The 25,431-nt window shown below is 69.0% G+C and carries 24 protein-coding genes; 15 read left to right on the top strand and 9 right to left on the bottom strand.

Going from position 1 to position 25,431, the window contains the following annotated elements:
• Nucleotides 1–97 precede the first annotated feature (97 nt).
• Nucleotides 98–1,366, bottom strand: a complete 1,269-nt coding sequence (locus MKK84_RS20890) for a hemolysin family protein (RefSeq protein ID WP_279599631.1) — start codon at nt 1,364–1,366, stop codon at nt 98–100.
• A 589-nt stretch (nt 1,367–1,955) separates the two neighbouring features.
• Here MKK84_RS20890 and MKK84_RS20885 point away from each other — a divergent pair.
• The 5 genes from MKK84_RS20885 (at nt 1,956) to MKK84_RS20865 (ending at nt 4,900) form a co-directional block, all read left to right on the top strand.
• On the top strand, nt 1,956–2,687 hold the full coding sequence (locus MKK84_RS20885; RefSeq protein ID WP_243923116.1) for a histidine phosphatase family protein: 732 nt from the start codon (nt 1,956–1,958) through the stop codon (nt 2,685–2,687).
• Nucleotides 2,684–3,568, top strand: a complete 885-nt coding sequence (locus MKK84_RS20880) for an NAD(P)H-hydrate dehydratase (RefSeq protein ID WP_243923114.1) — start codon at nt 2,684–2,686, stop codon at nt 3,566–3,568. Before MKK84_RS20885 ends, MKK84_RS20880 begins: the two co-directional genes overlap by 4 nt.
• Nucleotides 3,569–3,774: 206 nt before the next feature.
• Nucleotides 3,775–4,005, top strand: coding sequence for a hypothetical protein (locus MKK84_RS20875; RefSeq protein ID WP_243923113.1), 231 nt, complete (start codon nt 3,775–3,777; stop codon nt 4,003–4,005).
• On the top strand, nt 3,999–4,217 hold the full coding sequence (locus MKK84_RS20870; protein WP_243923111.1) for a hypothetical protein: 219 nt from the start codon (nt 3,999–4,001) through the stop codon (nt 4,215–4,217). Before MKK84_RS20875 ends, MKK84_RS20870 begins: the two co-directional genes overlap by 7 nt.
• Nucleotides 4,214–4,900, top strand: coding sequence for an SDR family NAD(P)-dependent oxidoreductase (locus tag MKK84_RS20865; protein WP_243923109.1), 687 nt, complete (start codon nt 4,214–4,216; stop codon nt 4,898–4,900). Before MKK84_RS20870 ends, MKK84_RS20865 begins: the two co-directional genes overlap by 4 nt.
• Before the next feature lie 57 nt (nt 4,901–4,957).
• Here MKK84_RS20865 and MKK84_RS20860 read toward each other — a convergent pair whose 3' ends face one another.
• Nucleotides 4,958–5,596, bottom strand: a complete 639-nt coding sequence (locus tag MKK84_RS20860) for a class I SAM-dependent methyltransferase (protein WP_243923108.1) — start codon at nt 5,594–5,596, stop codon at nt 4,958–4,960.
• 225 nt (nt 5,597–5,821) lie between these two features.
• A complete protein-coding gene (locus MKK84_RS20855; protein WP_243923161.1) occupies nt 5,822–7,183 on the bottom strand; it encodes a TAXI family TRAP transporter solute-binding subunit in 1,362 nt (453 codons plus the stop codon).
• Nucleotides 7,184–7,572: 389 nt separating this feature from the next.
• Between MKK84_RS20855 and MKK84_RS20850 the strand changes: the two genes are divergently transcribed.
• From MKK84_RS20850 to MKK84_RS20835, 4 genes are all read left to right on the top strand, one after another.
• Entirely contained in the window at nt 7,573–8,157 is a 585-nt protein-coding gene (locus tag MKK84_RS20850; RefSeq protein ID WP_243923106.1) for a hypothetical protein, read from the top strand.
• Nucleotides 8,158–8,413: 256 nt separating this feature from the next.
• Nucleotides 8,414–10,612, top strand: a complete 2,199-nt coding sequence (locus MKK84_RS20845; protein ID WP_243923104.1) for a CHASE domain-containing protein — start codon at nt 8,414–8,416, stop codon at nt 10,610–10,612.
• Between the two features lie 68 nt (nt 10,613–10,680).
• A complete protein-coding gene (locus tag MKK84_RS20840) occupies nt 10,681–10,980 on the top strand; it encodes a hypothetical protein (protein ID WP_243923102.1) in 300 nt (99 codons plus the stop codon).
• Nucleotides 10,955–11,317, top strand: a complete 363-nt coding sequence (locus MKK84_RS20835; protein ID WP_243923100.1) for a transposase — start codon at nt 10,955–10,957, stop codon at nt 11,315–11,317. Before MKK84_RS20840 ends, MKK84_RS20835 begins: the two co-directional genes overlap by 26 nt.
• 40 nt (nt 11,318–11,357) lie before the next feature.
• On the opposite strand, the gene MKK84_RS20830 is transcribed toward MKK84_RS20835, so the two are convergent.
• From MKK84_RS20830 to MKK84_RS20805, 6 genes are read right to left on the bottom strand one after another with little or no spacing between them, the layout of a single operon-like run.
• Nucleotides 11,358–12,320: an acetamidase/formamidase family protein gene (locus MKK84_RS20830; RefSeq protein ID WP_243923099.1), complete on the bottom strand. Its 963-nt coding sequence runs from the start codon at nt 12,318–12,320 to the stop codon at nt 11,358–11,360.
• An 18-nt stretch (nt 12,321–12,338) separates the two neighbouring features.
• Nucleotides 12,339–13,052: an urea ABC transporter ATP-binding subunit UrtE gene (gene urtE / locus MKK84_RS20825; protein ID WP_243923097.1), complete on the bottom strand. Its 714-nt coding sequence runs from the start codon at nt 13,050–13,052 to the stop codon at nt 12,339–12,341.
• Nucleotides 13,049–13,759 (bottom strand): ATP-binding cassette domain-containing protein, encoded by a 711-nt coding sequence (locus MKK84_RS20820; RefSeq protein WP_243923095.1) that lies wholly within the window; start codon nt 13,757–13,759, stop codon nt 13,049–13,051. The genes urtE and MKK84_RS20820 overlap by 4 nt, the downstream gene beginning before the upstream one ends.
• A complete protein-coding gene (gene urtC, locus MKK84_RS20815; protein ID WP_243923093.1) occupies nt 13,756–14,856 on the bottom strand; it encodes an urea ABC transporter permease subunit UrtC in 1,101 nt (366 codons plus the stop codon). Before urtC ends, MKK84_RS20820 begins: the two co-directional genes overlap by 4 nt.
• Nucleotides 14,853–16,484 carry an urea ABC transporter permease subunit UrtB gene (gene urtB, locus MKK84_RS20810; RefSeq protein ID WP_243923091.1) on the bottom strand — a complete coding sequence of 544 codons (1,632 nt, stop codon included), beginning with the start codon at nt 16,482–16,484 and terminating at the stop codon, nt 14,853–14,855. The genes urtC and urtB overlap by 4 nt, the downstream gene beginning before the upstream one ends.
• Nucleotides 16,477–17,703 (bottom strand): transporter substrate-binding protein, encoded by a 1,227-nt coding sequence (locus tag MKK84_RS20805; RefSeq protein ID WP_243923089.1) that lies wholly within the window; start codon nt 17,701–17,703, stop codon nt 16,477–16,479. The genes urtB and MKK84_RS20805 overlap by 8 nt, the downstream gene beginning before the upstream one ends.
• A 632-nt stretch (nt 17,704–18,335) precedes the next feature.
• Between MKK84_RS20805 and MKK84_RS20800 the strand changes: the two genes are divergently transcribed.
• The 6 genes from MKK84_RS20800 to MKK84_RS20775 all read left to right on the top strand — a co-directional run bounded on the left by MKK84_RS20800 (nt 18,336) and on the right by MKK84_RS20775 (nt 25,140).
• On the top strand, nt 18,336–19,292 hold the full coding sequence (locus MKK84_RS20800) for a GlxA family transcriptional regulator (protein WP_243923087.1): 957 nt from the start codon (nt 18,336–18,338) through the stop codon (nt 19,290–19,292).
• Nucleotides 19,293–19,396: 104 nt separating this feature from the next.
• A complete protein-coding gene (locus MKK84_RS20795) occupies nt 19,397–19,843 on the top strand; it encodes a (2Fe-2S)-binding protein (RefSeq protein ID WP_243923085.1) in 447 nt (148 codons plus the stop codon).
• Nucleotides 19,844–19,853: 10 nt separating this feature from the next.
• Nucleotides 19,854–22,076: a xanthine dehydrogenase family protein molybdopterin-binding subunit gene (locus MKK84_RS20790; RefSeq protein ID WP_243923083.1), complete on the top strand. Its 2,223-nt coding sequence runs from the start codon at nt 19,854–19,856 to the stop codon at nt 22,074–22,076.
• Between the two features lie 13 nt (nt 22,077–22,089).
• On the top strand, nt 22,090–22,260 hold the full coding sequence (locus tag MKK84_RS20785; RefSeq protein WP_243923081.1) for a hypothetical protein: 171 nt from the start codon (nt 22,090–22,092) through the stop codon (nt 22,258–22,260).
• A 41-nt stretch (nt 22,261–22,301) separates the two neighbouring features.
• Entirely contained in the window at nt 22,302–23,357 is a 1,056-nt protein-coding gene (locus tag MKK84_RS20780) for an SLAC1 anion channel family protein (RefSeq protein WP_243923079.1), read from the top strand.
• Nucleotides 23,358–23,835: 478 nt separating this feature from the next.
• The gene (locus tag MKK84_RS20775) at nt 23,836–25,140 is read left to right on the top strand and encodes a glycosyltransferase (protein ID WP_243923077.1); all 1,305 of its coding nucleotides are present in this window, start codon (nt 23,836–23,838) and stop codon (nt 25,138–25,140) included.
• Nucleotides 25,141–25,431: the final 291 nt, after the last annotated feature.

Here is a 25,431-nt window from a genome sequence, read left to right as displayed (position 1 = left end):
CGCGGCGCACCCTGACCGCAGGCGCGGCAGCCGACTCGGTGCAGTCTTCGCCTCCCCGACCCATCGCTGAGGCGGATGGGATCGGTACCGGCGCCTGTCACGATGGTGCGCCTGTCCTGATCGCTAGGACCTTGTCGATCCGGCGTCCGTCCATATCGACGACCTCAAAGTGCCACCCATCGGCTTCGAAGGCATCACCTGCGGTCGGTATCCGGCCGAGTTGAAAAATCATGTATCCGGCCAGTGTGTTGAAGTCGTCTGAAGCCGGGTCCTGAGACAAGCCGAGCCGCTCGAACGCTTCGCGTGCTGACATCATGCCGTCGATCAGCAGCGAGCCGTCAGGGCGCTCGACCACGTCAGGTTCCTCACCCGCTTCTGGAATGTCGCCCGCAATGGCCTCCAGCAGGTCGGTCTGGGTGACGATGCCCTCGAGGCTGCCGTACTCGTCGACAACCACGGCCATCCGCATCGGTTGGCTCTGAAACGTTTCCAGCACCGCCAGGATGGTCATGCTCTCGTGCACCACGATGGGCGGCTGAGTGACGGCGGCGATGTCGATGTCCCGCCCATCGAGTACCTGATCCAGCAGGTCCTGCTTGCGCACCACGCCGACAAGCTCGTCGACCTCGCCGCGGCTCACAACGATCTGCGCATGGCCGCAGGCGCGCACAGCCTGGAGCATCTCGTCGCGTGGATCGTCGGAGTCGATCCATTCGACTTCATGGCGCGGGGTCATGATGTCCCGGACCTTGCGTTCGCCGATGGCGAAGATGCGTTCGACCGCTTCCTGCTGCACCTCGCGGATCAGGCCGGCCTCCTGGCTCGCCTGGATGAGCAGGTTGAGTTCGGCCGTGGAGTGAAGCGAGCCCTCGCCGTGCCCGGCCCGTAGGTCAAACAGGCGCAGCACGCCGTTGCCGAGCCCGTTCAGCAACAGGATTGCCGGCCGGAACACGACCAAGAACAACCCCAGCGGTCGAACCACCGCGAGGGCGGTGCGCTCACTCCGCTGCAGGGCGAGGCTCTTCGGCGCGAGTTCGCCGAGCACGATGTGCAGGGACGTGATGATTGAGAAGGCAATCGCGACTGCGACCGTGTGGGATGCAACGGTCCCAAGGCCCAACGGAAGCCAATCCAGCGCCGGCTGGATAAGGTGTGCGAGCGCCGGCTCGCCGATCCAGCCGAGTGCCAGGGAGGACAGGGTGATGCCGAACTGGGTGGCGGCGAGGTAGGCATCGAGCCGGTCCGTCGCCCGTTGGAGGGCTGTGGCGTTCGCCCGCCGCTCTGAAACCAACTCGGCGACGCGGCTACGGCGCACCGAGACCAGCGCAAACTCGGCCGCCACGAAGAACCCGTTGGCGAACACCAGGAACAGGACCGCTATCAGTCCCAGCGCCGTCGACCACGCATCCTCGGAAATGGACGTGCTCCTTTTCGAATAGACGACCCGGCCTACCAGCTTAGGCGGGCCTGAACCAAGCAGGTGCGGCCGTTTCAGGCTCGCCGACCGTCGTTGTCCCGGTCGCAGACGATCATCCGCCGAAGGCCTAAGGGTCCGTTTCGGTTGATCGAGCGGCTACAAGCAGAGCTGCCCAGGGCCTGCCCAGGACGTGCCATGGGTCGGCCGTGGGCGCCGCGGCGATCCCCCTGTTTCTGCAAGGCCGCCCGGAGGCGGACCCGCCAAATCCCACCCATCCGAGACGCGAGACAGGACGCCGGCGCGATCCGTTTATGGGCGAATGCGGCGGCTCCGCTTCGGAGAACGCACCGTGAAAGCGGATGGGCCTGTGCCGAACCGTCCTCGACGCGAAGGGAACGGTAGATGGAGACGGCGTGACAGTCCGCCTCAGCCCAGGAGTTGGGGTGTCGGTGCGAACCGGCAGGCATGGCAAGCGTTGCCAAACACCTGAGGGGGAACGCTTTCCATGCAGCAACGCTGGCCGAGCCGATTATGGATTGTGCGGCACGGCCAAAGCGCCGGCAATGTCGCGGCCGACGCGGCTCACAGCGCGAACTCGGCGCGGATCGACATCGCCGAGCGGGATGTCGATGTTCCCCTCAGCACCCAGGGCACGGACCAGGCCGACGCTGTCGGACGCTGGTTCGCGGAATTGCCAGCGGACACCAAGCCCGAGATCGTGCTGACCTCGCCCTACCTTCGGGCGCGGCAAACCGCCGAGCACATCCGGGCCGCCGGCGGCCTGGCGTCGGACGCGCCGCTCGCGACCGTCGACGAGCGTTTGCGCGAGCGGGAGCTTGGCATCCTCGACCGGCTGACGCGGGCCGGGGTCGAGGAACTGCATCCCGAGCACGCCGCGATGCGACAACGCCTCGGTAAGTTCTATCATCGGCCTCCGTCCGGCGAGAGTTGGTGCGATGTGATCCTGCGCCTCCGCAGTGCCCTCGACACGCTTGCGATCCACCACGCCGAGCGGCGGGTTCTGATCGTCGCGCATCAGGTCGTGGTGCTCTGCCTGCGCTACCTGATCGAGGACATGACCGAGGCGGAGATCCTCGCCATCGATGCCGCGGGCGATGTCGCCAACTGCTCGATCACCGAATACGTCTTCGATCCCTGCGCGGCCGGCATCGGAGCGCTCGCGCTGGAGCGATACAACTTCGTCGCCCCGGTCGCCGAAGCAGGTGCCTCCATCACCTCCGAGCCTGACGCGAACGTGGCCTCCCGATGAATCCCACCTTGCTGACAGCCGCGACGCTCAAGGAACAGTCGCTCCCGACACCTCGGGAGGGCAGCAAGGATGAACGCGGCAGCGCGCTCATCCTCGGAGGCTCAGCTTCAGTCCCGGGTGCAGCCCTGTTGGCTGGCGTGGCGGCTCTGCGCGCCGGGGCCGGCAAGCTGAAGATCGCCACGGTCCAAAGCGCCGCCGTCGGCATGGCGCTGACGGTGCCGGAAGCCATGGTGATCGGTCTTCCGGAGACCTCCGATGGCAGCATCGACGGCGCGCGCGCCTTGGAACGCCTGCGCACGGAGGCGAAGGGCTGCGATGCCCTTCTGGTCGGGCCAGGCCTGCTGGGGAGCAAGCCAACGACGGCGATGGCAGTCGAACTTCTGCAGGCGCTTCCAACAGCCACCTTCATCCTCGATGCGGCCGCAATCTGCGCCCTCGCCGCGCATGCCGATGACGTCCGCCGCCATAAGGGTCGGGTCGTAATCACGCCCCATGCCGGCGAGATGGCGCAGCTGCTGGATCGCAGCCGGGACGCCGTGGAGGCGGATCCACTCGACGCAGCGCTTACAGCCGCCGACCTGCTGCAGGTGGTCGTCGTGATGAAGGGAGCCCAGACCTGGATCGTCGATCCGCAGGGTGCGCGCTGGCTCTACGAAGGCGGCGGGGTCGGGTTGGCGACGTCCGGCTCCGGGGACGCGCTCGCGGGCATCGTCGTCGGTTTGCTCGCTCGCGGCGTGAGCCCGCTGACGGCTGCTCTGTGGGGCGTCTACCTGCACGGAGAGGCCGGACGGCGATTGGCCGCGTCGGTCGGTCCAATCGGCTTCCTCGCCCGGGAATTGTCGGGCGAGGTGCCTCGGCTGATGCACGAGGCGTCCGCTTGAGGTGGGGCCGCATAAGCCGTCTTCGCACGGCGGCGCAACCCAAACCGCATCGCCGACCACGTCACGATCTCGGCAAGCTGACTGTTTTTCGTCAGTGGCCTGCCGATCGTGGCCCGCTTATCCCGGTCCGGTGAGCCTACGCTTGTTCGCGAGAACATCCAGCCTGTCCGCAATGGTGCGGTAGGGCGCAGCGGGATCGACCGACAATGAAGGATTTGGTGGCCCATGGCGCAGCATTCGCCCGCGCGGTTTCTCGCTTCGGCCCGAATCCGCCCGTCGTTCTCTGCCAAGACGAGGCCGACGGCATAGCGGCGGGGCCGATCCTGAGCCGTGCCCTGGAGTGCGCCGGGTATGGCGCCGTGGACGTGCACGTGATCCGCCAGAGCGCCTCGGCCTGGGCGGCGCTGGCGTCCCAGAACCCTGCGGTATCGTGGTGACCGATCTGGGGGTTCAGGCGGGGGACATCGTCCTCCGCCTGCCGACGGTGCTGGTCAATCACCATGTTCCCCGCTCCCTGCCCGGTTCAGCCGGAACGACGATCATCAGCGGTCACGAGGATCTGCCGATCCCGACCTCCAGCCTCCTCGCCCATGCCTGTGCGGCGGCGCTGGGTGAACTTAGTTTTGGACGGGAGGTACAAGCCGCATGAAGCGCCGCGCGTTGATCGTCGGGGCGTCGCGTGGGCTTGGCCTAGGCCTGGTTGCGCGCTTCCTCGAACGCGGGTGGGATGTAACCGCCACCGTCCGCAAGCCGTCGGCTGCCCTCTCGGACCTCGCAGGCCGGGGCACGCTGCACATCGCGACCGGCATCGATATCGACGATGACGACGCCGTCCGTGGGTTTGCGATCGCGTGTGCCGACAAGCCGGCCTTCGACCTCGTTTTCGTCGTCGCAGGTGTCGCGACGCAGGCGGGTATTCCCGCTGGGCAAATACCCCGCGACGTCGCCGCCGCGGTCTTTCAGACGAACGCCTTGAGCCCGATCCGTTTCGCAGAGGCGTTCAACAAGCGCGTGGCCGAGGATGGCCTCATCGTTCTGATGACGTCGAAGCTGGGCTCGGTCTCCCTGAACCGCGGCGGCGGGTGGGGGAGCTACAGGGCAAGCAAGGCAGCCCTGAATACCCTGGCGCGGTCTTTCGCGAGTCAGCATTCCGGGGCGCGGTGGGGCGTCCTCCTCATGCACCCGGGATGGGTGCGGACGGATCTGGGCGGCCGTCGCGCAACCCTCGATGTGGACACCAGCGCCCGCGGAATGGTCGCGGTCGTCGAAGCCCAGATCGGGCAGCGCGGCTGTGCGTTCCTCGATTATACGGGCGCGACGGTGCCGTGGTAGCCGACACCGCGCGCCTGTCTCTCAGCGACGGACGTCATGAGGCCCGACACGAGTTTCTCACGCTGCGGCAGTCCAGCCGATCGCGACAATCATGGGATCGCTGGAACCGCCCTCGGGCTTGAGGACCCGCGCTTCCACGCGCGCGAAACCAGCGCGGCGAAGGTACAAACCGACGAGCTGTGCGTGACCTGCGCCGTCGAGGGCATTCCAGATGGCGACAGCCTTGGTTGGAAAGCGGCGGTTCGAGAAACTGATCACCACAGGCGCGCCGGGGCGCAGCACGCGCGCGATCTCGGACAGGACGGCCACGGGTTGCTGAAGGTACTGCACCGACACGCAGATCAGTACGGCATCGACGGATGCCGTATCGACGGGCAGACGCGGGTCGGCGTTGAGGTCCTGGATGAAATGCCGGGTCAGGCGCGGGTTGGCGGCGAGTTCTGCTGCGTTCAGGCCATGCCCGGTGACGCTGGCATAGGCGACGTCCTCCGGGAGGTGACTGACCCAACTCGACATCAGATCGAGAACGTCGCCGCCCGCCGGGACGATCTCGCGATAGAGGTTGGTCACCGCTGCAATCGCCGCGTCATCGATATGGGTTACGAAGCGAGGATGCGCGTAGAACAGGGGATCGGGATCGCGGTCGTACTTGGCGAATGCGTCCGGTGGAAAGTCCGGCACTTCCTGACTTGTCATCGAGCGTGTCTCCGGGATCGAACAGCGCGCCGACCTCGAGAGCCCGTGCGCGGACAGGTATGATGTCCAAGCTTAGAGAGGGCCGGACCGACGCTGATGGGAGATGTCCTCGTCGCCGCATCGGCACGGCTGGGCGCACAAACGGGTCGTCACGGGGCTGAGCCGGCGCCATTTCCGCGGTCGCAGGGAAGACGAGGATCGTGATCGCCGGCGATGGAGGCCGCTCTAGGATTGATCTGATCCGGCACCCGCCAGGGCGCGCCTGACCGTCGAGCGCGCCGCATCGATGGCGACAGTGGCGGCGCCGAGCGTCCGTGGTTCGGTCGGCCGGTTCAGGGCGTGGTGAGCGATACTGCCCGCAAGGTCGTCCACCTCGCCCGCCATCGTCTCCAGGCGCGCGCGGTCGGTCTCGCGCCGCGCCTCCGAGCGGAGTTCCAGCAGCCGCGCAGTAACCACCTCGATCCTCGCACGGCGAATCCGCCCAAGGCGCTGACGCAGCCAAGCCACCGTCGAGCCCAGGCCGCCGCCCAGGATGGCAATGAGGTAGATCCAGCTCTCGTAGCGCTCGATGAAGGTTTCTTGCTCACGTTCGTAATAGTCGATCGCGCCAGGGTGAATGGGCAGGCGGGCGCTGGTGGCTTCAGCAGTGTCCTCGTAATCCGGTTGAGACACGTCCTCGGCCGCCGGTACCGTCTCGGCCAGGACCGAACGCATCTCGAACAGGTGCTGTGTCACCTCCGCCGCCACGCTGCGCGACAGGCTGGAACGGGCCATCAGGCGATAGGACGAGCCTACGGTCGCGACCTCCTCGGCGGGCAGCCGCGGATCCCCGCCATACAGCCCGGCCGGTATCGTGATCAGCTGCAGGCGCGGCCAGCGTGCCATCACCGCCGCGGTGTCGGAAATCCCGATGAGCGCGACCGCGCCGTCTTCTCCCGCTTCGGCCACGGCCCCGATGACCCGCCGTGCGACCGGGAAGGTGGGTGTGGTGACGAGCGCCATCGCGTCGATGCGGCCGCTCCTCAGCGCGGCGGCGATATCGACCTCCTCGACCGGGACCAATGCAACGGCCTTTTTGCCAAGTGTGCCGGCCGGCGCGTCGTTCAGGAGTTCGAGCCCGTAATGGGCCATGAGGTCGCGCAGGAGCATCCGGTCTGCCGTCCGGCCGGTAAGTAGGCCCAGCCGCTTGCCTGCGAGGTCCGGCATCGTCGCGATGCCGACGGCGCCCGGCGATGCCACGAAGGCCGCAAGCGCCCGCAGCACCGCGAGGGTGAGGCCGTTGCCCGGCAAGGCCACGTCCGGGCGGACCACCGCGAGGTCGGCTTTACCGGTCGCGAGCGCCTCCGCGCTTTCGCGAACCCCGTCGAACGCCACGACTTTGAGCCGGATCCCCTTTTTCCGCCGAGACAGTTCGTCCGCATAGGCGCGCAACAGCGCCGGTTCGGTTCCGCCATTCGGGGCGACCGCGAGGGTCAGGGTCGTGGGTCGCGTCAGGTAGTACGCCGCGACAGCTCCGAGCACGAGCAGGGCCACCAAGCCGAAGGGGAGCAACGCCTCACGGAGGCCGGGCCATGCCACCTTTCGCACCACCCTCCCCCCGTAATCTGCCAAGCTGCGACGATCAGTGACGGACGCCCGGGAGCCTAACGACAGTCGCGGGGAAACGGGTCCAGTGTGCGTGCAAACCCAGCGTTTTCAGGTTTGGCCACCGCGGTCAGCGCCGGCGGGAGGACATTGCCCGAGGAAGCAACGCACACCGGACCCATTATTTGACGGCGTCGTGCCTGAAAGCATTTCTGTAGGTCATCGACGAGACCATCTGTCGTAGCGCCCGCGAAGCGCCGAACCGGCCCGTGCGGCCGGGGTCAGCCGCCACGCGTCTGGAGCCGCCGCAGGTACTTCGTAACCGTCGCGGAACCTCCTCGGAACGGTAAGGCCGAGCTTCGAGTTGAGGGCCGCTGATCCGGGGGCCATTCTTGAGACCGTCACTTCTCGCACTGCTGGGGCTGCTGCTCGTGGCCTGCCCGCACGGCGTCCGAGCGCAAAGCGTCCAAGAGGCCCCCGCCGTGACCGTCGAGGTCGAGGAGCCCCGCCCGGGGCCGCCCCCGCCCCTGCCCGATCTCTCCGACCCAAACAGCAAGGGTGGCGAGGCCCTGAACGAACCCGGCGGGCGTTCCGGCATCCCAAAGGCCTTACGCTCCTCGGGCTCCCGGTCAGGCGGGCCAGCGAACGATCTCAATCCCGGCGGACGGGCCGAGCCGTCGACGCCTCCGAAGGGTGACCTCGGCCGGGTCATCGTCGGCCAGGAACTGTTTCACGGGAACTACTGCGGGAGGGGACAGCGCGGTGAGGGGTTGCCCCCGACCGATGCTCTGGACGCTGCCTGCATGCGTCACGACGCCTGCTACGATGTGGCCGGGTACAGTTCGTGTGCCTGCGACGCGACGCTGAGGCGCGAGGCGTCCGCGGTCTCAGACAGTCCGAACGTGTCTCTTGAGGTGCGGCGCCGGGCCCTCAGCGTGGCAGAAGCCGCAACGGCGATGGATTGCCGCGCGCCCTAGACGCCCGATCCGTCGGAGGAACCGCGGGCGACATCATGCGGTCTGCCGCCCCGCCGTCCATGTGACGCCAACATCGACTTGCAGGCCGACGTAAGTCTGGCAAACGAACAGTCCAACCAGTCGGTCGCGACCCGTGCAACCAGTTTTCCCATCGCATGATCGCGCCGAGACCCCGGCGGCTGCCGGTTCCCGGGCCGCGAGGGCGACCCGCTGGATACCGCCCGCGATCCTGGCTGCAGGACTGCTCGCGACAGGGGTGAGCACGGCCATCACGTGGCGGTCGGCAGAGTTGCGCAACCGCTTAACGTTCGAGCACGCCACCGAGATCGAATTGCGCACGGTGGAGGACCAGTTCCGCACCTACACCGCGCTCCTGCGTGGGGGCGCCGGTCTGTTCGCAGCCAACAAGGACGTCGTCACGCTGGCCGAGTTCCGAGCCTACGTGCAGCGGATCGAGTTCCGGGACCTGTATCCGGGCTTCCTCGGTATCGGCTTCACCCCGACCCTGCCGGCCGCCGACCAAGAGCGGTTCGCCGCGCGCGCCGAGGCGCTCGGCGTCGAGAACTTCCGGGTGCGGCCGCCGACCGACAACCCAATGATCAGCCCAGTCCTGTTCGCGGAGCCGCCGAACCCGCGCAACCAGGCTGCCATCGGGTTCGACGTAATGTCGGATCCAGTCCGGCGCGACATGGTCGAGCGCGCACGCGATACGGGTCGGCCAGCCGCCTCGGCACGCATCCAGCTGGTGCAGGAAATCGACGCGAACAAGCAGGCCGGCTTCCTCGTCGCCATGCCGGTCTATGCCGGCGGTACCGTACCGGCAGATCTCGCTGGGCGGCGGCAGGGGTTTCTCGGATTCATCTTCGGCGCCTTCCGGGCCGACGACCTGTTCGGAAGCATTCTTTCGGCGGAGGCCGAGGAGGACGCCGCCTTTGCGGTCTACGACGGCGCACCGGGCGAGGCGACCCTGCTGCATCGCTCCGCGCGGGCGCCGTCCGCGGTAGCCGGTCGCCTCACACGCGAGGCGCGGCTCGAACTCGGCGGCCGGACCTGGACCGTCCTGTTCGAGCAGCGCATCTCCCCACGGCGTGCGTCGCCGCTTCCGGAGATCTGGCTCGTCTGCGGTGGTGGGCTGTTCGCCACGGCCTTGCTGGCCTTGGCTGCTTATCGGCAACGCCGTACGCAGGATGAGATCGGCCGGCTCAACGCGTCGCTGGAGGCCCGGGTCGAGGCGAGGACGCGCGACCTCCAAGCCGCGGCCGACAGCCTGCGGCAGGCGGGCGAGGAGCGCACGCGCATGGAGGAGGCGCTGCGTCAGTCACAGAAGATGGAGGCGGTGGGCCAGCTAACCGGTGGACTGGCGCATGACTTCAACAACTTGCTCGCAGGCATCTCCGGCTCGCTGGAGATGATCGACACGCGCGTCGGCCAGGGCCGCGCCAAGGACGTGGGGAAGTACATCGCCGCCGCCCAGGGCGCCTCGAAGCGGGCCGCCGCGCTGACCCATCGCCTCCTGGCATTCTCGCGCCGCCAGACGCTGGCGCCCAAGGCCGTCGATGCGAACCAGCTGGTGGACGGGATGCTCGACCTGATCCAGCGGACGGTCGGGCCGAGCGTGGAGATCCGGCACGTCGGCGTGGACGGCCTGTGGCCGGCGCTGGCAGATCCCTCCCAGCTCGAAAACGCGTTGCTGAACCTGTGCATCAACGGGCGGGACGCGATGCCGGGCGGCGGCAGGATCACCGTCGAGACGGACAATCGCTGGATCGACCGCCAGCAGGCCGCGGCGCTCGACATGCCGGAGGGGCAGTATCTGGCGCTCTGCGTGTCCGACACCGGCACCGGCATGACCTCCGAGGTCGTCGCCCGGGCATTCGAACCCTTCTTCACGACGAAGCCGATGGGCGAGGGCACGGGCCTCGGCCTGTCGATGATCTACGGCTTCGCCAAGCAGTCGGGCGGGCAAGTGCGGATCACCTCGGCGGTCGGGGTCGGCACGACAGTGTGCATCTACCTGCCACGACACCAAGGCGCGGCCGACGCGGGCGAGCGAGACCCGGTCAGGCGCCCGATCGTCCGTGCGGAGGCGGGCGAGACCGTACTTGTCGTGGACGACGAGCCGACTGTGCGGATGCTGGTGACGGACGTGCTGAGCGACCTGGGCTACACCGCGGTTCAGGCCGTTGACGGTGCGGGCGGGCTGCGGGTGCTGCAGTCGGAGGCGCGGGTCGATCTGCTGGTGACGGACGTGGGCTTGCCCGGCGGCATGAACGGGCGTCAGTTGGCGGATGCGGCGCGGGTCGGCCGACCGGACCTGAAGGTGCTGTTCATCACCGGCTTTGCGGAGGCTGCAGTGCTCGGCGACGGCCATCTGGAACCCGGCATGGCCGTCATGACAAAGCCGTTCGCGGTCGATGCCCTAGCCACTCGCATCCGCGATATGATCAGCTGCTGAGCTTAGCCGCAGCGCCGTCGCGGACATCGGAGTTCGTGCGGCCAGCAACCATACCATCGACACCTGTCGTGTCTCGGGCCCTCATCGTCGACAATGACGGCCTCATCCGCATGAATGGCGCGGACATCCTGGAGAGTGCTGGTTTCCGCACCTTCGAGGCGAGCGACGGCAACAGGGCGACGGCGCTCTGCGACCGGACGTGCGCCCTCATCGTGCTGCCCTTCACCGGCGTGCAAATGCCGAGCTCGGACAACGGGTTCGCCTTGGTGACCGGACCGGTCCGCTTCTTGCTCACCCTCCCATCGCGGTGTGCACGCAAGCCGCCGAACCGGGAGATCCCGTATGCGTCGATCCCTGCACACGGATGAGGAGATCGCCTTTCTGCTGAACGAGGCCACGGGGGGCATACCGATCGCTGAGATCTGCGCGAGCGCCCATGTCTCCCTCGGCACCTTCTATCGCTGGCGGCGGCGACTCGGCGGGCTGAAGCCGGCCGGCGTGGCTCGACTCGATCAGGTCGAGCGTGAGAACGCCAGCCTCCGCGCAGAAGTGCAACGGCTCCGCGCAGCCTTGCTGGTGCAGCCGCTCCGGCCGAAACCGCAGCGGCCGGTCCCGACGGAGGGCCCAGCCCTGGCTCAGGGTCCGCGCCATCGCGGTGCCCAGGCCTGTGTCGGCCGGTTCGCGTTCGGACGAAGCGCGAACTGAGGCACAGGAGTCGGCGCGTCGAAGGCAGGTGCCTCCGGGCTCAGACCGTCCCGGACGAGGACGACTCGAGGGCCGACTTGGGCATGAGCATGTGCACGCCCTTGTTGCCGTCCACCGTCTGGGTGATCCGCAGATTCCCGGCCAGCGAGCACAGCATGTAGGCCTGGTTGCGGGTGAGGCTGGTGCGCGCGCAGACGAGGCGAACCATCTCGCGCACCGCCTGCCGCATGGCCTCGTCGAGACTCTCGTGCAGGCCGATCGACATCAGGTCGGTGGGCGTCTCGGCGAAGGGCCAGCCACCCGGGAGATCTTTGCGCACCGTGAGCCGGAACGTGCCGGTCAGCCCCGTCTCCAGGGCGGTGATGCACACCTCGCCGTCGCCCTGCACGCCGTGGCCGTCGCCCGCGTAGAAGCCGCCGCCGGCGTTGAACACCGGCAGGTAGAGGCTCGTGCCGATCCGCATCTCCTTGTTGTCCATGTTGCCGCCGAAGGCCCTGGGCACTGGCGTGCCGACCCGGCCCCAGGCGGCCGGCGGGGCGGTACCCAGGATACCGAAGAACGGGTCGAGGGGCAGCTCCGTGCCCCAGGGCAGGCGGCAGACGCCGCGGGCCACGTCGATATCGGCGTGGATCGTCTCGTAGTCGGTGAACTCGTCCGGCAGGGTGCCGAGCAGCGGCAGGATGGCCACAAAGCCCCAGTCGAGGCGGAACTTCAGATCGAGGATGTCGACCTGAAGCATGTCGCCGGGCTCGGCGCCCGCGACATGAACCGGTCCGGTGACAAAGTGCGGGCCGGCGCCGCGCTCCAACGTGTCGAGGGCGTGGAGAAGGTCGGCGGGCACCCGGGCGGGGTCGGGATGAAGCGACTCGCGCCCGCCCGCCGGGTGCGAGTGCAGGGTGACGGTGTCGCCCGATTGCACCGTCAGGACCGGCGCCAGCGCGGCGTCGAAGTAGCCGAGCACCATGGTCTCGGGCGTGGCGGGGATCTCGTGATGCGTGGACATGGCGTCTCCTTTCGGACGTCAGACGGCGATGTGCCGGGTGAGAGAATCGTGGCTCAGCACCCTGGGATCACCGCGCTCGACGACGCTACCGCGCGACAACACCACAACGGCATCGGCAACCCGGAGGGCGAAGTCGAGGTATTGCTCCACGAGCAGCACGGTGATCCGGCCCTTCAGCCCAGCGATCACCGCCTCGATGGCAGCGACGATCGAGGGCTGGATGCCTTCGGTCGGCTCGTCGAGCAGCAGGATACGGGGCCGGGTTGCCAGTGCCCGGGCGATGGCGAGCTGCTGCTGCTGGCCGCCCGACAGGTTGCCCCCCGGGCGGTGCCAGAGCCCGCGGAGAGCCGGGAACAGGGCGACGGCCTCGTCGACCGCGTCGGTCCGCTCCAGCCCGTGGGCCCGGGCCGCCACCCGCAGGTTTTCGGCAACGCTCAGGTCCGGAAAGATCTCGCGCCCCTGCGGCACGTAGGCGAGGCCCGCGCGGGCGCGCCGATCTGAGCCGAGGCGCGTGAGGTCGGTCCCGTCGAGGGCGATCCGGCCGCGGGTTTCCGGGATCAGGCCGGTGAGGCAGCGCAGCAGCGTGGTCTTGCCGGCGCCGTTGCGGCCGAGCACGGCGAGACAGGCCCCCGGCTCGACCGCGAGGCTGACGCCGCGCAGCACCTGCGCGCTGCCGTAATGCTGATCGAGTCCCTCGACGGCGAGGCGGGCCGGTGCCGGTGCATTCGTCATCGGCCGAGGAACACCTCGATCACCCGGGCATCGCCCCGCGCGCCCGCCATGCTGCCCTCATAGAGAGTTCGGCCCTCGTGCAGCACCGTCACCCGGTCGGCAATGGCCTCGACGAAGCCCATGTCGTGCTCGATCACCAGGATGGCGCGGTCAGGCCGGCGCAGGGCGCGGATCAGCGCAGCGGTGTGGGCGGTCTCGGAGTCGGACAGCCCGGCCACGGGCTCGTCGAGGAGGAGAAGCGCCGGTTCGGCGGCGAGCACCATCCCGATCTCGAGCCACTGCTTCTCGCCGTGGGCGAGGCTGCCGGCCAGCACCTCGGTGCGGGGGCCGAGGCCGATCTCGCCGAGGACGGAGGCGATGCGGGCCGGGCGAGCGCGGGCTGGCAGCGCGGGCCCACAGCCGATCTCCAGATTCTCCCGCACGGTGAGAGCCGGGAAGACGCTGGGCTTCTGGAACTTGCGCCGCACGCCGGCCCTGGCGATCTCGGCCTCGGAACGCTGGGTCAGATCGATCCGGTCGCCGAGCATAACCCGGCCGGAGACCGGCTTGGTGATGCCGGAGATCACGTCGAGAAGCGTGGTCTTGCCCGCGCCGTTCGGTCCGATCACGGCTCGCACCTCGCCGGAATCGACCGCCAGGGAAACGGAATCCAGCGCCTTAAAGCGGCCGAAGGCGACCGTCAGGGCATCGACCACGAGGGCGCTCACCGGGCGCCCCGCAGCCAGGTCGAGCGCGGACGCAGGGCCACGAGGTCGAGGAGCCCGTTCGGCAGGACCAGCACCACGAACAGCACGAGCCCCGACAGGATGAAGGGCCACGCCTCAGGCATCGCGGCGCTCAGCCAGAATTTCAGGCCGTTGACGAGGATGGCGCCGATCACTGCACCGCCTAGCCGCCCCAAGCCGCCGATCGCGACCCATACGGCGATCTCGATGGAGAGGTCGGGGGCCAGCACCCGCGGGTTGATGATGCCGACCTGCGGCACGTAGAGAATGCCAGCCAGCGCCGCGATCATCGCCGAGAGGCACCAGATCCCCAGCTTCAGACGGGTGGTGCTATAGCCGAGCGTGCGCAGGCGGGTCTCGTCATCGCGGCAGGCGAGCATCCGGCGCCCCGCCGCGCTACCGATGAGAAGGCGCGTGCCGGCGAGCACGGCCGCCAGCGTCAGCAGGGCGGCGACGGTGAGCCCTGTGACGACGCCGGGCGACCCCATCGGCCAGCCGAACAGCAGCGGGAAGCCGGTCATGCCGTTATTGCCGCCGAGCCCGGTATCGTTGCGGTACATCAGCAGCATCGCGACGTAGACGAGCGCCTGGCTGATGATCGAGAAGTAGACGCCGTTGACCCGCGAGCGGAACGAGGCGAGCCCGAACACGAAGGCAACCAGACCGGCGAGCGCCAGCGCGAGGACGAGGGCGTAAGCGGCATGGTCGAGGCCAACCCAGTAGGCCGGCAGGCTCTTCCACCCCATGAACTGTACGAAGTCCGGCAGCACGCCAGTCGTGGCCACGCCGTGCGCCAGGAGGTGCATGGCGCAGACATACCCGCCGATGGCGAAGAAAAGGCCATGCCCCAGGCTGAGGATCCCGAGATAGCCCCAGACCAGATCGAGGGACACGGCCAGGATCGCGAAGGCCGCGAGCTGGCCAAGCGCATTGACGAGATATGGCGCGGGCGACGCCACCAAGAGCACCGCCGCGGCAGCAAGACAGAGCCCAACGAGACCGGCGACCAGGGGATCGCGAACGGCGCGCCGCGCCGGTCCGGCGGGGGAGGCCAGAGCGGTCTGCACGGCGCCGCTCATCGCCGCCGCCGCACAGCAAACAGCCCCTCGGGCCGGCGCTGCAGGAACAGGATGATGCCCACGAGCACGATGACCTTGGCAGCGACCGCGCCGGAGATCGGCTCGATGAGCACGTTGGCGCCCCCGACCCCGAGAGCGGCCACCAGGGTCCCGAGGAGGCTGCCGACGCCGCCCAGCACCACGACCATGAAGCTATCGACGATAAAGCCCGATCCCATGCCGGGGTTCACGCTGTAGATCGGGCAGAGCGCCACCCCGGCGAGACCCGCGAGGCCCGAGCCCAGCCCGAACGCGAGGCGGTCGACCCGGCGGGTCGGCAGGCCGAGGCAGGCGGCCATGTCGCGATTCTGCGTCACGGCGCGGATATCGAGGCCGAGCGGCGTACGCCGTAGGATCAGAAGTGTCAGCACGACGGTCGCGGCCGCGAAACCGATAGCAAAGAGGCGGTTCCAAGTGACGACGAAGTCGGCGTAGAGCGGCACGCCGCCGCTCACATAGGCGGGCATGATGAATTGCAGGTTCTGCGTTCCGATCGTCACCCGCACCAGATTTACGAGGAACAGGCTCACAGCCCACGTGGCGAGCAGGCTCATGAGCGGCCGCCGGTACAGGTGGCGCAGGATCAGCGCCTCGACCACGATCCCCACCAGGGCGACCGCCAGAAAGGCCACGGGGATCGCCGCGACGAGGTAGAGGTCGAGCAGGCCGGGGGCGAGGCGTCGGAAAGCCTCCTGCACGCCGTAGGTGGCGTAGGCTCCGAGCATGATGAACTCGCCCTGGGCGAGATTGATCACGCCCATCAGCCCGAAGATGATCGCGAGCCCGGCCGCCGCCATGAACAGGATGCTGGCGAAGCTCAGTCCGTTGTAGACCACCGCGAGCCCATCGCCGATCGCGACCGCGCGCGTGACCCGGCTGAGCCCAGCATCGAGGGCCGCCCGGAAGGCCGGATCGGCGGTGTAGGCGGGATCGCTCCTCAGCGCCGTGAGCCGCGCCTCGGCGGCTCCCGACGGGCTCGCCGCCACCGCGGCGATCGCCGCCCGGCGCCGGGCCAGATCGGGTGACGACAGGGCGGCGGCCTGGGCGAGGCTGGCGATCGTCGCTTTGAGCCCCGCATCCGTCTCCGCATCACGCGCCCGGTCGAGCACAGCCGCCGGGACGGTGGCGACGCGCCGTTCCACGACGGACAGCCCGGCGCCGCGGGTTGCGGGATCGGGTCCGGTCAGCAGGGCCACGACGCCGCGCGCGGTCTCGACGGCAGCCCGCTGGCGCAGGCCGAGGACCGGCACGCGCGCCTCTGCAGCTGGGCGCACCGCGCCGGTGAGCGCATCATGCCCTTCGGGCGCACCTGGGCGATCGAGCAAGAGGGCGCCGTCCGCCGGGCAGGTCAGGCGGCGCTCTGCGAGCGCGCCGAGGAGCCGGCCCGCGTAGGCGAGGTCGTCGGCCGGTAGAACCCCACCGGCCTTCACGAGGCCCTCGGCCCCGCGGACCTGCGCGGCGCCGTCGCCGCACAGATCCTGCGCGAATGCCGCGCGATCGAACGCCGCCGCTAAGGTTGGGACAGCCCAGAGCCCGAGCCCGCAGAGCGCCAGGACAGCGCGGAGCAGAGACCGCTTCGGATCAGCCATAGGGGCTGAACGGGACCGGTTTCGGAGCGTTCGGGGATTGCCAGAGCGCGTCGAAGCCGCGCTTCTCGTTGACCGAGCCGATGAACACGCCGCGAGAGACGTAATTGTTCTCCCCCGTCATAGTCAGCGTGTAACCGGACGGATCGTCGAAGCTCAGACCCGCAAAGGCTGTCCGCACCTCCGGTACTGCGAAAGACCCAGCTTTGGCGGCCGCGAGCGCCCAGAGATGGACGCTGTCATAGGCCGAGACCATCGGGTCGATCACCGTGTCGGCGCTGAACGGGACGTTCTTGGCCATCACATAGGCGGCCCAGTCGGCGAGGAACTTCTGGTTCCGTTCGCCCTTGGCGGCCTGGAGATAGGCCCAGCAATTCAAGTGGCCGACGAGCTTTCCGGTGTCGAGCCCTTCGAGGTCGGCCTCCACCATGTCGAGGCCGAGGATCGGCACGTCGGTGGCACTGATGCCCTGGTTGGCGAACTCACGCAGGAAGTCGGGGATCGAGGATCCCACCACGGTGAGCACCACGATCGCCTGGCCCCCAGGCTGGCTGGCGAAGCTGCGCACTTGGTTCACCAGCGTCTGGAAGTTCGAGAAGCCGAAGGGCACGTACTCCTCGCGCCATGCGCTCTCGGGGATGCCCTTGCTCTTCCAGTACCCCTTGAGCTGCTTGTTGATCGTGCGCGGCCAGACGTAATCCGAACCGATCATGAAGAACCGCTTCGCCCCGACGCCGTCGGGGCCCATCAGGTAGTCGACCGCCGGCAGCACCGAACTCGCGGGCGGCGAGTTCACGTAGACGACGTTCTTGGAGTTCTCATCGCCCTCGAAGTGAAGCGGATAGAACAGCAACCCGTCATTCTGTTCGACGACCGGCAGCACCGACTTGCGCGATACGGAGGTCCAGCAGCCGAACAGGGCCGCGACCTTGTCCTGCTGGAGCATCTGCCGTCCGACCTGCGCGTAGAGCGGCCAGTCTGAAGCGGGATCGGAGGTCACCACCTCGATCTGGCGGCCGTTGACGCCGCCGCGCCCGTTCAGCTCATCGGCAGCCATCCGGACCACGTGGTTCAGCCGGCCCTCGAGATTGGCCATCGTGCCGGACGACGAGAACAGACAGCCGAGCTTGACGGTGTCGGCCGCGAATGACGGTCGGATGAGGGCTGGTGCTGCAAGCAGCGCCGCCGTGCCGACGAAGCTGCGCCGCGTGAGATGCGTCATCGACCCCGAAGCTCCCGTGAAGGACGGGCCGATTGTCGACCGACGCATGGGAGACGGGAAGGTTAAAGAGACTGCAGGTCGGGGTGGGCGTTGCGCGTATTGACGGCACTTGTCCGCGCGATGTGCGGTCCGTAGCCGCGAGTGTCAAAATTGACGTTTCGAACAAACACGCCCGGGGGACGCGCCGCATCTCACAGCCTGCACGAGTTGAAGCGGCGGCCGCGGAGCAATCGGATCTCGCGTTCGCGGAAGGCACGCTTCGCGTGACGTGGTCAGCAGCGCAGCGTCGCGCCTGGCACCAGCTGAAGGTTGGCGTGCGGTCGAGAGCGTGAGCTGACGGGTGGCCGGATCTCATCGACCGGCTTGACCTGGTCCCGAGCCACACACCGATCCGAGTCCCTCTACGTCAGGATGCCGACGGCGGTGTCGCCTTCGCGTACGACCGCCCGGTCACCACCTGCGGCCAATTCGAAGATCCGCAGGTCGATCGCGTCGCCGGTGAACGGGATGAACGCCTTCCGGGCGTGCTTGCCGCAGCCGCCGAATGACGTCAGGCCGGTGGAGCGTTGCCGATCGGCCCAAGCCTTGCCGGTCTGCGGCCCGCGATGGGGAGCAGGTGAAAGGTTTCCGCGATGTCTGGCGTCCGCCGCATTGGCCTCGTGCTCTGCCCGGATTTCGACTTCATGGGCTTGGCCGTGACCTCACCGTTTGCCGTCGCCAACCGATACGTCGCCGACACGACCTATGACATCCGCGTCCTGTCGGAGGCAGGCGGACTCCTTCGCTCGGGATGCGGCCCCGCCGTCGCGACCGAGCGGTTGAGCGACCCGTCCGCCTTCGACACGATCATCGTCGCTGCGGGCATCAGCCTGCCCGAGCCGAGCTCGGATTTCGTCGCCTATCTGCGGGAGGCGGCCCGTTCCACGCGCCGCCTGGCGGGCCTGTGCCTCGGCGCCTTCGCGCTGGCCGATGCCGGCCTCTTGAGCGGGCGGCGCGCCACGACCCACTGGCGCTACGCACCGCAGTTCCGCGCGCGCTATCCCGACTGCGACCTCGACATCGACAAGATCTACGTCGCGGACGGCAATCTCTGGACGTCCGCCGGCATGTCGGCGGGCATCGATCTCGCCGTCGGCATGGTCGAGCGCGACCACGGCCGGCCGGTCGCCCGTACCGTTGCGCGGGGCCTGGTCATGGAGCGACGCCGGGCCGGGGGGCAGGCCCAGCATTCGGCCCTGCTCGACTTCGACGCGCCGAGCGACCGGATTCAGAGCGTCCTCGCCCATGCACGGCAGAACCTGCAACGCTCGCTGACGACGGACGACCTCGCGGCGGTCGCCTGCCTCAGCCCGCGCCAGTTCACGCGAGCTTTCCGGGCCGAGACCGGGGTCTCGCCGGCCAAGGCCGTCGAGGCCATGCGCGTCGAGGCCGCCAAGCACATGCTGGAGCAGAGCCGCCTGCCCATAGAGGAAATCGCCGCCGCAGCCGGCTTCGCCAACCGCGAGCGAATGCGCCGGGCGTTCCTGCGCGTCCAGGGCGATGTCCCGCGGGCAATCCGCCGGGCGGCCGGTCCGCTCGCCGTCGTCTGACGCCGCAGCATGTCCGAAAACGAGGCAACTATGACGTAGTGGGTGCCGGGACCGCTGCGTAAGCATGGCCTTGGGGGACTGCTTACGGTCGGGGAGTCGCAGACATGGTGAGCCTGACGATCAATGGTCGCCACTATTCAGTCGATGCTGAGCCCGATACGCCGCTCCTTTTCGTCCTGCGCGACACGCTCGGCCTGACAGGCACGAAATACGGCTGCGGCATCGCCCAGTGCGGGGCCTGCACCGTCCATCTCGACGGGCAGGCGACCCGCTCCTGCCAGGTGCCGCTCGCGAGCGTCGGCACCCAGGCCATCACCACCATCGAGGCGATCGAGCAGGACGACGTCGGCCGGAAGGTCGTGGAGGCCTGGGTCGCGTTGCAGGTTCCGCAATGCGGCTATTGCCAGTCCGGCCAGGTCATGGCTGCAACCGCTTTGCTCAAGCAGACGCCGCACCCGACCGACGGCGACATCGCCGACGCGATGACGAACCTATGCCGCTGCGGAACCTACAACGCCATCGCCGCCGCCGTGCGGCAGGCCGCCGCCTGAGGAGCCCGCCATGCATCCGCTCCCGCCCCCCGTGGCCATCTCCCGCCGCCGCCTCCTCGCCGGTGCCGGCGGCGCCCTCATCCTGAGCGCCCTTCTGCCGGCGCGCCTCGCCCGCGCCGAGGCGCAGGGTCCCGCCGAGGGTGCGGGCGCCCTCGCGCCGAAGCCCGGGTCGCGGGTGGCCGCCTTCCTAGAGATCCACCCGGACGGCACCATCAAGCTACTCAGCCCCTTCGTGGAGGGCGGCCAGGGCATCGCCACCGGCATGGCGCAGATCGTCGGCGAGGAACTCGACGTGCCGCCCTCCCGCTTCGTCGTGGAATGCGCGCCGCCCGGCCCGGACTACGCCGTCGTCAACGGGATCCGCATGACCGGCGGCAGCTTCTCGACCCGATCGAGCTACGAGACCATGCGCCGCCTCGGCGCGACGGCCCGCGACCTGATGATCCGCGCGGCGGCGGCCAAACTCAAGGTGCAGGACAGCGACCTCACCACGCGCGACGGGGTGGTGCTGCACGCGGCCACGAACCGCTCACTCACTTACGGCGGCCTCGCGGCCGACGCCCTGAAGCTCAAGCCGAACGAATCCGTCCCCCTGCGCGATCCGGCGACGTTCCGCTACATCCGCCAACCCGTTCCCCGGATCGACGTGCGCGACAAGTCCACGGGCCGGGCGATCTACGCCATCGATCAGAAGGTCGAGGGCATGCTGTACGCCGCCGTGCAGCACGCGCCGCGCCTCGGCACGGATCCGATGACCCTCGCCAACGAGGCCGAGGTGAAGGCGATGCCGGGCGTCCATTCGGTCCACCGCCTGCCGGGCGCAGTGGCGGTGGCCGCCGACAGCTGGTGGCGGGCGCGCAAGGCCGTCGAGGCGCTGACGGTCGAATGGTCGGCGGGCAAGCCCAGCGGCATCGACACGGTCGCGGCGGATTTCTCGTCCGAGGGGATGCTCGCGGCCCTCAAGACCTCGGCCGAACCGGGCCATGTGGCCGAGGCGGAGGGCGATGTCGCCGCCGCCTTCGCCAAAGCCGCCAAGGTGGTGGAGGCCGATTACGAGGCACCCTACCTCGCCCACGGGCAGCTGGAACCGCCCTCCGCCATCGCGCGCTTCGACAGCGACAGCACCCTCGACGTCTGGCTCCCGAACCAGATGCCGGAGGTGTTCCAGGCGGTCTCGGCGAAGGTGGCCGGGCTGCAGCCGGCCCAGGTCCGCATCCACTCGCCGATGCTCGGCGGCTTCTTCGGCCGCCATTTCACCTACGATGCGGGCAACCCGTTCCCGCAGGCGATCCTGCTCGCCAAGGCCACCGGCCGCCCCGTGAAGGTGCTGTGGTCGCGGGAGGAGGAATTCGCCCGCGACGCCGTGCGCCCGCTGAGCTTCAGCCGCTTCCGCGCCGCCCTCGATCGGGCGGGGCAGCCGACGGCGCTCGAGGTACGGACGGTGGGGGAAGGCCCGATCGGCCGCTACTTCAGCATGATGATGCAGACCCCCGTCGACCCGTCCGCGGTCGAGGGCATCGTCGAAAAGCCCTACGCGGTGCCGAACAGGCGCATGACCTTCACGAAGGTCGCCCACCCGGTGAACATCGCCTTCTGGCGCTCCGTCGGCCACTCGATGAACGACGCGTTCTACGAGAGCTTCCTCGACGAGATCGCCCAGGCCGGCGGGCAGGATCCGTTCGCGCTGCGCATGGCGCTCCTCCAGGGCAGCGCCCGGCACCGCACGCTGCTCTCGGCGGTGGCGGAGCTGTCCGGTGGCTGGCAGCGCGGGCCCTACCGCACGGACGATGGAATGCGCGCCCGGGGTATCGCCATGGCCTCGCCCTTCGGATCGGAGACCGCGACCATCGCGGAGGTCTCGGTGGAGGGCGGCGAGGCCCGCGTCCACAACCTCTGGATCGCGTTCGACCCTGGCAGCATCGTGAACCCGGCCATCGTCAAGGCGCAGGTGGAGTCGGCGGCTGCGCTCGGCCTGTCCTCGGTCCTGTTCGAGCAGATCGTCTACCGCGACGGCGTGCGGCAATCGCGGAACTACGACACCTATCCGATTCTGCGCCGCGAGCACATGCCGAAGGTCCACGTCCGCATCGTCGAGAGCGGCGCGCCGATGGGCGGCGTCGGCGAGCCGGGCCTGCCGGGCGTGCCGCCCGCGGTTCTCAACGCCATCGCGGCGCTCACCGGCCAGCGGATCCGCGCGTTGCCGGTGGCCAACGCGAAACTCTCAGCCGCCTGACGCGGGATCCGCCATGGCAGAGCACACAGGCAGGGCGCTCGCGACGGGCGCCTCCTCGGATAAGATCGTGTCGATCCCGTCGATACCCGAGACCGCATTCGGGCAGGCTAACGAGGGCGCCCGGTTCCACCTCGACCCGAACCCGTCCCGCCGGATGTCGGCCATCCGATACGGTCTCGGCTGACAGTACTGGCCTACGGAGTCTGCGTGGAGGACGAAGGATCGATGCTGCAGGTCGTCGCGGAAGAGCAAGGCACGTCGGCCTCCGAAGCCACCCTGACCGCCCATCGCCCGCCGGAGCGATCGAAGGGTCCGGGCGGCTGGCGGCAGGTCGAGGCCCTGCCCGTCGGCCTGTTCGCGGCGGTGATGGGCTTGACCGGCCTGAGCATCGCCTGGACGCTGGCGCACGCCCGGTACGGTGTCCCCCTCTGGCTCGGCGGGGCCATCGGGCTGATCGCCTGCGCCACCTTCGTCGCCGTGGCGACGGGCTACGCCGCCAAGGCCGTCATCGCCGGCCCGGCGGTGCGGGCCGAGTTCCGCCATCCCATCGCCGGCAACCTGTTCGGCACGCCGCTGATCAGCCTGCTCCTCCTGCCGATCCCCGTGGCGCCCCTGAGCCTCACCCTTGCGCGCCTGCTCTGGATCGCCGGCGCCCTCGGCATGACGGTGTTCGCGTGGTGGGTCGTGACCCGATGGCTCAGCGACCGGCAGCAGGCCGCGCATGCCACGCCGGCCTGGATCGTGCCGGTGGTCGGCCTCCTCGACGTGCCTCTTGCCGTTCCGGTGCTCGGCCTGCCGCCGATGCAGGGCGAGATGGTCTTCGCGCTGGCCGTGGGGCTGTTCTTCGCCGTGCCCCTGACCACGATGATCCTGTCGCGCCTGCTGTTCGAGACGCCGCTTCCCCCCGCCCTGCAGCCGTCGCTTCTGATCCTCGTCGCGCCCTCCGCCGTCGGCTGCTCGGCCTATCTCGCCACGACGGGCACGGTGGATCTCTTCGCGGTGGCCCTGTTCTCGATCGCACTGTTCCTCCTCGCCGTGCTGCTGCCGAAGCTCGCTCGGCTCGGTTGGAGCTGCCCGTTCCGCGTATCGTGGTGGGGCGTGAGCTTCCCACTCGCCGCAGCAGCGGTCGCAGCCTTGCGGATCGCGACGGCGCAACCGGGGCTGGGGATCGACAGCCTCGCCCTCGCCCTGCTTGCGCTCGCAACCGCGGTGATCGCATGGCTGCTCGCCCGAACCCTGCTCGGCTTCATTCGAGGGGAATTGCGCACGCTGGCGCAGTGATATGCAATGGCCACAGGCTGTCCCTGATCCACGACGAAAGATTTAAACGTCCGCTTTCGAGAAGCTGCCAGAACTGACGATGCCGCCGCGAAGGGCGTAGACCCGAACGACAGGTTTTGCACCCGCCGGCGATCCGGCATCGCGTAGTTCGACCGTGCGTGACCTGTCCGCTTCGGAGCAGGAGCGCTGAAAAGCTGACGGCCCAACCTCAACGTCATGCGATTACGACGCGTCGTCTCGCGAGATTGGGTGGCGGACGCCTCTGGGAGGAACACCAGATCCGCTGCAAGGCAACGGCGCAGGCCCGGTCGTCCGAGGTTACGCCTGTAACCCTATCGCCGATCGGCGAAACGCTGCGGTCATACGCCGGGCGCAGACCCCCCGGCAGGAGCAGAGATCGTCGTTCACCGCCCCGGCACGGAACCGTGCAGCGCGCGCGACCGAACAGAATCTGCTCTGTCGCCGTCACGGGTCCCGCATGAAAATCCTCTTTGCCGCTACGCCGGCCGCCGGCCACCTGAATCCGCTGCTGGCTATCGCGCGCATGGCCCTGGCGCGCGGCGACGAGGCGCTGGTGGCCACGGCCGGATACCTCCGTCCGTCCGTCGAAAGGTCCGGCGCACGCTTCCTGCCGCTTGCCGCCGGCGCCGACATCGACTTCACGCGGATCGAGGACGTGTTGCCCGAGCGCGCAAGTCTCCCCCCAGGCCCGGAGCAGCTCCGCTACAATTTCGAGCGGATCTTCCTCGACCCGATGCCGCCGCAGGCCGAAACGCTGCGCAGGATCATCGCGTCCGAACGTCCCGACATCATCGTCGTCGACGATCTGTTCTTCGGCGCGACGGCCGTGTTCCTGGACGAGGGGACGCCCCGGCCACCGATCGTCGCCTGCAGCATCACCATCATGGTGGCCGACAGGCCGGACGGGGCTCCCACCATGATCGGGTTGCCGCCGGCCCGCGACGCGGCGGCGCGTGCGGCATACGCGGCCATCGCGATCGAAGCCGAACGTGTCTTCGGTGCGCCGGTCCGCGCTTACGCGGATGCCAAGCTCGCCGGGATGGGCCTGCCGCCGTTGCCGTGCGCGGTGCTGCATTCGCGCCATCTCATGGCCGACGCCTTCCTTCAGACGACCGTACCGGCGTTCGAGTACGATTTCGGGGGCCTGCCCGATCACGTCCGGTTCGTCGGCGCTTTGCCCCCTCCCCCGCAGCGGGACGCTGCCTTGCCGGACTGGTGGGGCGAACTCGACGGGTCCAAGCCGGTCGTGCTCGTGACCCAGGGGACGGTCGCCAACGCCGATTTCGGCGAACTGATCGAGCCGACTCTATCGGCGCTCGGCACGCGCGACGACCTCCTGGTGCTCGTCACCACCGGCTTCCGGCCGATCGGAAACGTGCGCGGACCGATCCCGAGGAACGCCCGGCTTGCGGAGTTCCTCGATTTCGCGGTGCTCCTGCCGAAGGTCGACGTGCTGGTCACCAATGGCGGTTACGGGACTGTGCAGCTGGCGCTTCAAGCCGGCGTCCCGATCGTGGCGGCGGGGCGCACCGAGGACAAGGCCGAGGTCGGTGCCCGGGTGGCGTGGTCGGGCGTCGGCATCGAGATCCCGTCGCAGCGGCCAGAGGCTCGAGACCTGCGCGCGGCGGTCGATCGGGTTCTGGCCGAGCCGTCCTTCGCCGAGCGCGCGCGGGCGATCGCGGCGGATATGGCGGCGATCGATACGCCGGCGGTGATCCTCGGAACGCTGGACCGCCTCGTCGCCGGATCCAACGCGGCCTGATCCGTTCCGGGACTGCTGGCACCACGAGACATCGTCTCACCGCCTGACGGGGGCCGCCGGCCACGCCGAAGCGGCGATCGTAGGGCCGATGAGCCCGCCAGAGCCGGAATGTCGCCCGTTCGGGACCCGGCATCCCGGCGCGCGGCCTGCCCCAGGGACCGATGGTGCAGCGGTTGCATGCGCGACGACGGGCCGTCCCGTTTCCCCGGCGGCTGACCGGAAGCGCCCAGCGGCGACCGCGCGGCACCCGTCGGCACTCCCCCGTCGATCATCCTCCCGCGCGTTGTCGGC

It is taken from the genome of Methylobacterium sp. E-065 (assembly GCF_022829605.1).
GTDB lineage: Bacteria > Pseudomonadota > Alphaproteobacteria > Rhizobiales > Beijerinckiaceae > Methylobacterium.
Note: the sequence above shows the minus strand (reverse complement) of the source record. Positions and strands in the feature narration are given on the sequence as shown.